Source organism: Klebsiella indica, assembly GCF_005860775.1.
GTDB classification, from domain to species: domain Bacteria; phylum Pseudomonadota; class Gammaproteobacteria; order Enterobacterales; family Enterobacteriaceae; genus Klebsiella; species Klebsiella indica.
This window is the reverse complement of record NZ_VCHQ01000005.1, coordinates 299,602-308,520: the sequence shown is the minus strand read 5'-3', so window position 1 is coordinate 308,520 and position 8,919 is coordinate 299,602. Positions and strand designations below refer to the sequence as shown.

The 8,919-nt window shown below is 49.5% G+C and carries 9 protein-coding genes and 1 rRNA gene; 6 read left to right on the top strand and 4 right to left on the bottom strand.

Translation table 11 applies throughout. From position 1 onward, the window contains the following. Positions 1-94 precede the first annotated feature (94 nt). A 5S ribosomal RNA gene (gene rrf, locus FE839_RS04840) occupies positions 95-210 on the top strand. A 287-nt stretch (positions 211-497) separates the two neighbouring features. Here rrf and mobB read toward each other — a convergent pair. Beyond that, entirely contained in the window at positions 498-1,007 is a 510-nt protein-coding gene (mobB, locus tag FE839_RS04830) for a molybdopterin-guanine dinucleotide biosynthesis protein MobB (RefSeq protein ID WP_138359676.1), read from the bottom strand. Beyond that, entirely contained in the window at positions 1,004-1,585 is a 582-nt protein-coding gene (mobA, locus tag FE839_RS04825; RefSeq protein WP_138359674.1) for a molybdenum cofactor guanylyltransferase MobA, read from the bottom strand. The genes mobB and mobA overlap by 4 nt, the downstream gene beginning before the upstream one ends. A gap of 71 nt (positions 1,586-1,656) precedes the next feature. Here mobA and FE839_RS04820 point away from each other — a divergent pair, with 71 nt between their 5' ends. From FE839_RS04820 to dsbA, 3 genes are all read left to right on the top strand, one after another. Next, positions 1,657-1,926 (top strand): YihD family protein, encoded by a 270-nt coding sequence (locus FE839_RS04820; RefSeq protein ID WP_138359672.1) that lies wholly within the window; start codon positions 1,657-1,659, stop codon positions 1,924-1,926. A 75-nt stretch (positions 1,927-2,001) separates the two neighbouring features. Then, positions 2,002-2,988 (top strand): serine/threonine protein kinase, encoded by a 987-nt coding sequence (locus FE839_RS04815; protein ID WP_138359670.1) that lies wholly within the window; start codon positions 2,002-2,004, stop codon positions 2,986-2,988. Positions 2,989-3,015: 27 nt separating this feature from the next. Next, on the top strand, positions 3,016-3,639 hold the full coding sequence (gene dsbA, locus FE839_RS04810) for a thiol:disulfide interchange protein DsbA (RefSeq protein ID WP_138359668.1): 624 nt from the start codon (positions 3,016-3,018) through the stop codon (positions 3,637-3,639). 46 nt (positions 3,640-3,685) lie between these two features. On the opposite strand, the gene FE839_RS04805 is transcribed toward dsbA, so the two are convergent. Beyond that, complete coding sequence (locus FE839_RS04805) at positions 3,686-4,585, bottom strand: acyltransferase (RefSeq protein ID WP_138359666.1); 900 nt, start codon at positions 4,583-4,585, stop codon at positions 3,686-3,688. 396 nt (positions 4,586-4,981) lie between these two features. On the opposite strand from FE839_RS04805, the gene polA reads away from it, so the two are divergent. Continuing rightward, positions 4,982-7,771 (top strand): DNA polymerase I, encoded by a 2,790-nt coding sequence (gene polA / locus FE839_RS04800; RefSeq protein WP_138359664.1) that lies wholly within the window; start codon positions 4,982-4,984, stop codon positions 7,769-7,771. Between the two features lie 165 nt (positions 7,772-7,936). After that, positions 7,937-7,984, top strand: a complete 48-nt coding sequence (gene spfP, locus FE839_RS25190; protein WP_071892919.1) for a small protein SpfP — start codon at positions 7,937-7,939, stop codon at positions 7,982-7,984. A gap of 135 nt (positions 7,985-8,119) precedes the next feature. Here spfP and yihA read toward each other — a convergent pair whose 3' ends face one another. Then, a complete protein-coding gene (gene yihA, locus FE839_RS04795; protein ID WP_138359662.1) occupies positions 8,120-8,752 on the bottom strand; it encodes a ribosome biogenesis GTP-binding protein YihA/YsxC in 633 nt (210 codons plus the stop codon). Positions 8,753-8,919: the final 167 nt, after the last annotated feature.

Here is an 8,919-nt window from a genome sequence, read left to right as displayed (position 1 = left end):
CGGAAGGAGCATACACAGGTATGTGACTGACGTTCGCCAGAGCAGCCAACGCAGTATCAGCGCAAAAGACACAGGACAGAGCACAAAGAATTTGCCTGGCGGCCGTAGCGCGGTGGTCCCACCTGACCCCATGCCGAACTCAGAAGTGAAACGCCGTAGCGCCGATGGTAGTGTGGGGTCTCCCCATGCGAGAGTAGGGAACTGCCAGGCATCAAATAAAGCAAAGGGCTCAGTCGAAAGACCGGGCCCTTTGCTTTATCTGTTGTTTGTCGGTGAGCGCTCTCCTGAGGAGGACAAATCCGCCGGGAGCGGATTTGAACGTTGCGGAGCAACGGCCCGGAGGGTGGCGGGCAGGACGCCCGCCATAAACTGCCAGGCATCAGATAAGTGAAAAGGCCATCCTCACGGATGGCCTTTTTGCGTTTTCGCCACCCGAAAAGATCGTTAACTGCTCGCAGGGTTATAAAGCATGGCGAAATACTGAAATATCTACCATTCTAATCTCGCCATTTTAACCACTGCATAATAAACGCGGCGATCTGCGGAATATCATTTAGATCTAACACTGGCAGTGATGTTCCGACAGGAATATCACTGGCCACCGCAATGACATGCTCATCAAATACCAACTCTTCCGCGCTATGCCTGCCGTTTTGCCGATAAAGTAAAATCTTAGGCACAGATTCATGCTTAAAACCTTCCACCAGCACCAAATCTAACGTTGATGTATCCATTCTGCTAACCAGCCAGTTAAGATCCTGAACAGGTTTATCAGGCGTTTCCGTCATTAACGCCCAACGCTGTGAACTGGCGACAATCGTCTGAGCTGCCCCGGCTTTACGTAGCTCATAACTGTCTTTACCAGGTTTGTCCACATCCATATCGTGATGCGTATGTTTAATGAGTCCCGGGCGTAAGCCTTCCGCGCATAATGCCGGAATTAATTTCTTTAATAACGTCGTCTTACCCGTACCGCTCCAGGCGGAAATCGCTAAAAGAGGGATCATGATGGTTCCTGCATACTTTGTAGATCCTCAAGCGTGTTGACGTTAATAAATGATGATTTTACATCGCTAAAATCGACAGAATGCCCGGTAATTTTGCGCATAAATACCATCACGCGCCGCTCGCCTGCGGCCAGATAAGTTTCCAGTTCTGGAATTACCTCTCGGTTCACTAAAGCAATCGCAGGATGATCGCGTGCACCGTCATGTACCCAAACGGCCGGGGACGATTCTTTCTGCTGTATTAAGCGCTCTGCGAGAAATGGGGGGATAAATGGTGTATCACATGGGCAAAACAGAAACCACTCATTGTCGACTTGTTGCATAACAGACAGCATTCCGGCGAGCGGGCCAGGAAAATTGTTCAGGCTGTCAGTAATAATCGGGTAACCGCTTTTTTGCCAGCGATCAAGATTGCGATTAGCGCTAACCACCAGGTTTGTTACCTGGGGTTCTAACGCATCTGCGACGTGACGCCACAAGGCCTTACCGTTTAGCAACTGCAATCCTTTATCTATCCCGCCCATGCGTGTGGCCCGTCCTCCGGCCAGCACAACACCGGTTATTACCTCGCCCTGCATATTAATATCGCCTCTTTCATTGTGGGATTGTCCCTGCTAACGTATTCATATTAAGAGTAAGGAGCAACGCTATGAAATGTAAACGCCTGAATGAAGTCATTGAGCTTCTCCAGCCAGCCTGGCAGAAAGATCCTGAACTGAATTTAATGCAATTCTTGCAAAAACTGGCAAAAGAGGCGGGTTATACCGGTGAATTGAGCGATCTTTCCGATGATATTCTGATTTATCATCTGAAAATGCGCGACTCTGCGAAAGAAGCCGTTATTCCTGGCATTCAGAAAGATTATGAAGAGGATTTCAAAACCGCCTTGCTACGTGCTCGTGGCGTAATTAAAGAGTAAAAGGTTGTAAGCGCTGCCGCAGAACGGGCAATGAGATGATATCCTGAATCATTCGTACGATTATCGGATGTCAGGATGCACGATAAGGCTTTTACTTTTCAGACGCTTCACCCAGATACCATCATTGATGGTCTGTTTAATCTGGGAATGCGGGTGGATTCCGGTCTCACGCCGCTTAACAGCTATGAGAACCGCGTTTACCAGTTTCAGGACGAAGATCGTCACCGTTATGTGGTGAAATTCTATCGTCCTGAACGCTGGTCCGCAGCACAAATTCTCGAAGAACACCAGTTTTCCCTTCAGCTTGTCCAGGACGACGTTCCCGTTGCCGCGCCATTATCGTTTAACGAAAATACGCTTCACCAGCATCAGGGGTTCTTTTTCGCCGTTTTTCCAAGTCTGGGCGGACGCCAGTTTGAGGCGGATAACCTTGATCAGATGGAATGGGTTGGGCGCTATCTGGGCCGCATGCATCAAACGGGACGTAAACAGCGTTTTGTTGCTCGTCCTGATATTGGCATCAATGAGTATCTCTTTGAGCCGCGCCAGGTCTTTGAGCACTCCAGGCTTATTCCTGCCACGCTTAAAGAGGCTTTTCTTAGCGCTGCCGACAAGCTGATTGATGCGGTAATGGCACGATGGCACGGGAGCGCCAATATTTTGCGTTTGCATGGTGATTGCCACGCGGGAAACATACTCTGGCGCGATGGTCCCCTGTTTGTTGATTTAGATGACTCACGAAATGGCCCGGCTGTTCAGGATCTCTGGATGCTGTTGAATGGTGATAAAGCCGAGCAGCGCATGCAACTGGAAATGATCATTGAAGCGTATGAAGAGTTCAGTGCTTTCAATACAGATGAAATCGCGCTCATCGAACCTTTACGCGCAATGCGGTTAGTTTATTATCTGGCGTGGTTGCTCAGACGCTGGAACGATCCCGCTTTTCCCGTCAATTTCCCATGGTTAACCGGGGAAGATTACTGGCGCGGGCAGATAACAACTTTTCTTGAGCAGGTGAAGGTTCTGCAGGAACCCCCTCTTCAGTTAACGCCAATGTATTAATGTGATATACCCAGGAGAGAATTAATCATGAAAAAAATTTGGCTGGCGCTGGCTGGTATGATTCTGGCTTTTAGTGCATCCGCTGCCCAGATCACCGATGGTAAGCAATATATTACCCTTGATAAGCCCGTTGCTGGCGAGCCGCAGGTGCTTGAGTTCTTCTCGTTCTACTGCCCGCACTGCTACCAGTTCGAAGAGGTACTTCATGTTTCAGATAACGTGAAGAAAAAGCTGCCTGAAGGCGTCAAAATGACGAAATACCACGTCGACTTCCTCGGCCCATTGGGCAAGGATCTAACCCATGCCTGGGCTGTGGCCATGGCGCTGGGTGTGGAAGATAAAATTACCGTTCCAATGTTTGAAGCGGTACAGAAAACGCAGACCGTGCAGACCGTGGCGGATATCCGTAAAGTCTTCGTTGATGCTGGTGTGAAAGGGGAAGAATACGATGCAGCCTGGAACAGCTTTGTAGTGAAGTCTCTGGTGGCTCAGCAAGAGAAAGCTGCGGCTGATTTTCAACTGCAGGGCGTACCAGCAATGTACGTTAACGGTAAATATCAGCTCAACCCACAAGGGATGGATACCAGCAATATGGATGCATTCGTTGCCCAATATGCTGATACTGTTAAACAGTTAGTTGAGAAGAAGTAAAAACTGAACGCCGGTCAGTGACCGGCGTTGTTGTTTGCGAGAAAAATTATTTTTTCCTCAGCCGCATTATTTCTGTTAACTGCCGATCCTTTTCTTCCCACAGCGTATTTAGCCAACGCTGAAAGCGGCGCTTAAAATTTTTATCATTCACATAATCGCCATGCAGATCTTCAGTAACAGGCTCAAGACTGACTCGCACCACAATCCGCGTCAGTCGGCCGCTTAGCATGTCGTAAAATGGCCGTTGGTCGTTCTCCGGATAGCATAAAGTCACATTCAGCAGCTTATCAAACTGCGAGCCCAGAACGCTCAATGCCATCGCGATTCCCGCCGCCTTTGGGGCCAATAAATTATTATACGGCGAACGTGTCTGACGCTGCTTTTCTGGTGTAAAACGCGAGCCTTCAACAAAGTTAACAATAGTCGTTGGATGGGTACGGAATTTCTCGCAGGATCGGCGCGTAGTCTCGACATCTTTGCCGCGACGCTCCGGATGACGAATTAAATAACCACGTGAGTACCGGCGCATAAAGGGCATATCCAGCGCCCAGCAGGCAAGGCCAATGAACGGCACCCAGGCCAGTTGCTGTTTAAGGAAGTATTTATTCATCGGGATATGTTTGCGAAACAGCACGCAGAGCACCACGATATCCGCCCAACTGTGATGGTTGCTGATTAGCAGATACCAGTTTTTCTTACTCAGCCCCTCAAGGCCCTGAACGTCCCATTTTAGCCAGGGATTAAGATATAGCAGTAGCGCCAACCCTTCACACCAGCAATACATCATGAAATTGCAAAAAACGGATATCGAGCGCCAGACCGGTGGAATAGGCACTAGAAGTTTAATCAGTCCGGCAACGATGATCGGTACGGAACAGATTATGGTGACTACGATGGTAAGGGCGATACTCAACGGAAACGTTATCGCAGCGAGTAATCTCGACATAGTTAATTTATTCAGAAAGTTAGGCTGACAAAGAACGCATTTAAACAACGTAAGGGGCTGATTTTATCAGAAAATACAGTAAATGACGGTTGTTACCAGAACAGAAAAATTTCTGGATCTTATATCCACATGGAACATTGAGTCATCATAATGATATTAACGATACAACTATAAATATAATGCTTTGAAAAATAATGAATAATTGATATATGTGCTGTGCTGTTCTGCTCCGGATAGCTCTGGTTATAAAAATATACACAAAGTTATCCACAGATTAATGTGCAACACCCTCGCCAGCTACGGCGAATCTTTTCGACGAAATGTGGGAAAAATTCAGGATTTAATGCCCGTCTGTGGCATCCTTTACCGATAATCTGATAAACAGGCACGGAAATTATGGTTCAGATCCCAGAAAACCCTCTCATCCTCGTTGACGGCTCCTCTTACCTTTACCGGGCATATCATGCGTTTCCCCCGCTGACTAACAGCGCCGGTGAACCGACAGGCGCAATGTATGGCGTGCTGAATATGCTGCGTAGCCTGATTCTGCAATATCAACCGACTCACGCCGTCGTCGTTTTTGATGCCAAAGGGAAGACGTTCCGTGATGAACTGTTTGAGCACTATAAATCTCATCGTCCACCGATGCCGGACGATCTGCGGGCGCAGATCGAGCCGTTGCATGCCATGGTGAAAGCAATGGGCCTGCCGCTGATGGCTGTTCCTGGCGTAGAAGCTGACGATGTAATCGGCACTCTGGCGCGTGAAGCCGAAAAAGCGGGCCGTCCGGTGCTGATCAGTACCGGCGATAAAGATATGGCCCAACTGGTTACGCCGGGAATTACCCTGATCAACACGATGACCAACACCATCCTTGGCCCGGATGAAGTGGTGACGAAATATGGCGTACCGCCGGAGTTGATCATTGATTTCCTTGCCCTTATGGGCGATTCGTCGGACAACATTCCGGGCGTGCCGGGTGTGGGAGAAAAGACCGCGCAGGCATTGCTACAGGGGCTGGGCGGTCTTGATACGTTATATGCTGAGCCTGAAAAAATCGCCGCACTGAGCTTCCGTGGCGCGAAAACGATGGCGGCGAAGCTGGAACAAAATAAAGAGGTGGCATATCTCTCTTATCAGCTGGCGACGATTAAAACTGACGTTGAGCTGGAGTTGGGTTGTGAAGAGCTACTGGTTGCACAACCGGTCGCGGATGAACTGCTGGCGCTGTTTAAAAAATATGAATTCAAACGCTGGATCACTGATGTTGAATCCGGCAAGTGGCTGCAGGCGAAGGGGACCAGGCCAGCGGCGAAGCCGCTGGAAGCCGTTGCTGAGGTGACAGATAAAGAAGAGCCAGCGGCGACGGCGCTCTCCGCTGAAAATTATGTCACGATTCTCGATGAAGAAATGCTGACGACGTGGATCGCAAAACTGAAGGAAGCGCCGCTCTTCGCTTTTGATACCGAGACCGACAGCCTGGATAACGTTTCTGCCAATATGGTTGGTCTGTCCTTCGCCGTTGAGCCGGGCATGGCGGCTTATGTACCGGTCGCCCATGATTATCTGGATGCGCCGGATCAGATCCCGCGGGATCGTGTGCTGGCGCTGCTGAAACCGCTGCTGGAAGACAATAATCTTCTGAAGGTTGGGCAGAATCTCAAGTATGACCGGGGGATTCTGGCTAACTACGGCATTGAGCTGCGCGGTATCGCGTTTGATACCATGCTGGAATCCTATATTCTCGACAGCGTAGCGGGTCGCCATGATATGGATAGCCTCTCCGCGCGCTGGCTAAATCACAAAACGATTACCTTTGAAGAGATTGCCGGCAAGGGGAAAAATCAGCTCACATTTAACCAGATCGCGCTGGAAGAAGCGGGTCGTTACGCAGCGGAAGATGCTGATGTCACTCTGCAACTGCATTTGAAAATGTGGCCAAAACTTCAGCAGAACGAAGGGCCGCTGAACGTCTTTAAAAATATCGAAATGCCGCTGGTTCCGGTGCTTTCGCGCGTTGAGCGCAATGGCGTGAAGATTGATCCGGCCGTGCTGCATGCGCATTCTCAGGAAATCGCTAAACGTCTGGTTGAACTGGAGCAAAAGGCCTACGAGATCGCCGGCGAAGAGTTTAACCTCTCTTCACCAAAGCAACTGCAAACAATCTTGTTTGAAAAACAAGGGATTAAACCGCTCAAGAAAACCCCGGGCGGCGCGCCATCTACATCGGAAGAGGTGCTGGAAGAGCTGGCGCTGGATTATCCGCTGCCGAAAGTGATTCTGGAATATCGGGGACTGGCGAAACTCAAATCTACCTATACCGATAAGCTGCCGCTGATGATTAACCCGAAAACGGGTCGAGTGCATACTTCCTATCATCAGGCGGTTACCGCAACGGGGCGCCTGTCGTCCACCGACCCGAACCTGCAAAATATTCCGGTACGCAACGATGAAGGGCGCCGCATTCGCCAGGCATTTATCGCTCCGGAAGACTATCTGATTGTTTCTGCCGACTATTCGCAAATTGAGCTGCGTATCATGGCGCATTTGTCTCGCGATAAGGGCCTGTTAACCGCGTTTGCAGAAGGTAAGGATATCCACCGGGCCACCGCGGCAGAGGTCTTTGGCTTGCCTCTGGATAGCGTAAGTAGTGAGCAGCGTCGCAGTGCGAAGGCGATCAACTTTGGCCTGATTTACGGCATGAGCGCGTTTGGTCTCGCGCGGCAGCTCAATATTCCGCGAAAAGAAGCACAAAAATATATGGATCTCTACTTTGAGCGCTATCCTGGCGTACTGGAATATATGGAGCGTACGCGGGCGCAGGCAAAAGAACAGGGGTACGTCGAAACTCTGGATGGCCGCCGCCTTTATCTTCCTGATATTAAATCCAGCAACGGCGCACGGCGCGCAGGTGCCGAGCGTGCGGCGATCAATGCCCCGATGCAAGGTACCGCTGCGGACATTATTAAGCGAGCGATGATCGCAGTCGATAACTGGTTACTGAGTGAAAAACCCCGCGTACGTATGATCATGCAGGTACACGATGAATTAGTTTTCGAAGTGCATAAAGATGACCTGGATGCCGTAGCGAAGAAGGTCCATGAGCTGATGGAAAGCAGTACGACGCTGGCGGTTCCGCTGTTGGTCGAAGTTGGAAGCGGAGATAACTGGGATCAAGCGCACTAAATACGCGACGGGTAAGGCCATTTTTTGTAAGTGAGCAACATAACTTATCGCTTTTTGTGATGATCATTTGAATTTGCTATGTAAAGAATGAAAAAAAACTACAAAAAATGCTTTATCCGTAACTGAAAGAAGAGTAGAGTTAAAGACGTAGGGTACAGAGGTAAGATGTTCTATCTTTCAGACCTTTTACTTCACGTAATCGGATTTGGCTGAATATTTTAGCCGCCCCGGTCATTTATGACCGGGGCGTTTTTTATTGTGCACAAGAAAATTTTTGCCATCCGGATGATAGCGAAGGGACGGCCCGGATAAAGCTCTGCGCGCTGTTATCCGGGGAAACGGGAAAAATTATTTCTCGTCTTCAGGCGCTTCCTGAGGGGGGAGATCGCTATACCAGCTATCCAGCTTCTGGCGCAGTTTATCCACCCCCTGCTTTTTCAGTGAAGAAAAGGCTTCCACCTGAACATCACCGTTAAAAGCGACCACCGCCTCGCGTACCAGGTTGATCTGCGCTTTACGCGCCCCGCTGGCCAGCTTGTCGGCCTTAGTGAGTAACACCAGAACCGGTATATTGCTTTCAACGGCCCACTGGATCATCTGCTGATCGAGATCTTTTAGCGGATGGCGAATATCCATCAGTACGACCAGGCCTTTCAGACACAGGCGCTTCTCCAGATATTCACCCAGGGCGCGCTGCCATTTGATTTTCATCTCCTCCGGGACCTGTGCATAACCATAGCCAGGCAGGTCGACCAGGCGTTTGCCTTCAGCGACTTCAAACAAGTTGATGAGCTGTGTACGACCTGGCGTTTTTGATGTGCGCGCCAGGTTTTTCTGGTTAGTCAACGTGTTCAGGGCGCTGGATTTCCCGGCATTGGAGCGGCCAGCAAATGCCACTTCGATACCCGTATCTGCAGGAAGATGGCGGATATCCGGCGCACTCGTGACAAAATGCGTCAGTTGATAATTCCAGTTGGTCAAGACGGTCGTCTCCGTAAAATCAGGTTATAGTGGGGGATTATACCTGAACAGCAGAAAAAGACTGTTTTTAACCGTGCATGACCGTGCAGGCAAAGGCCATATGTTTTGTAAGACATTGACTACTGTATATATAAGAAATTCATGAGAAAAAACCGAGCGTAAATTAT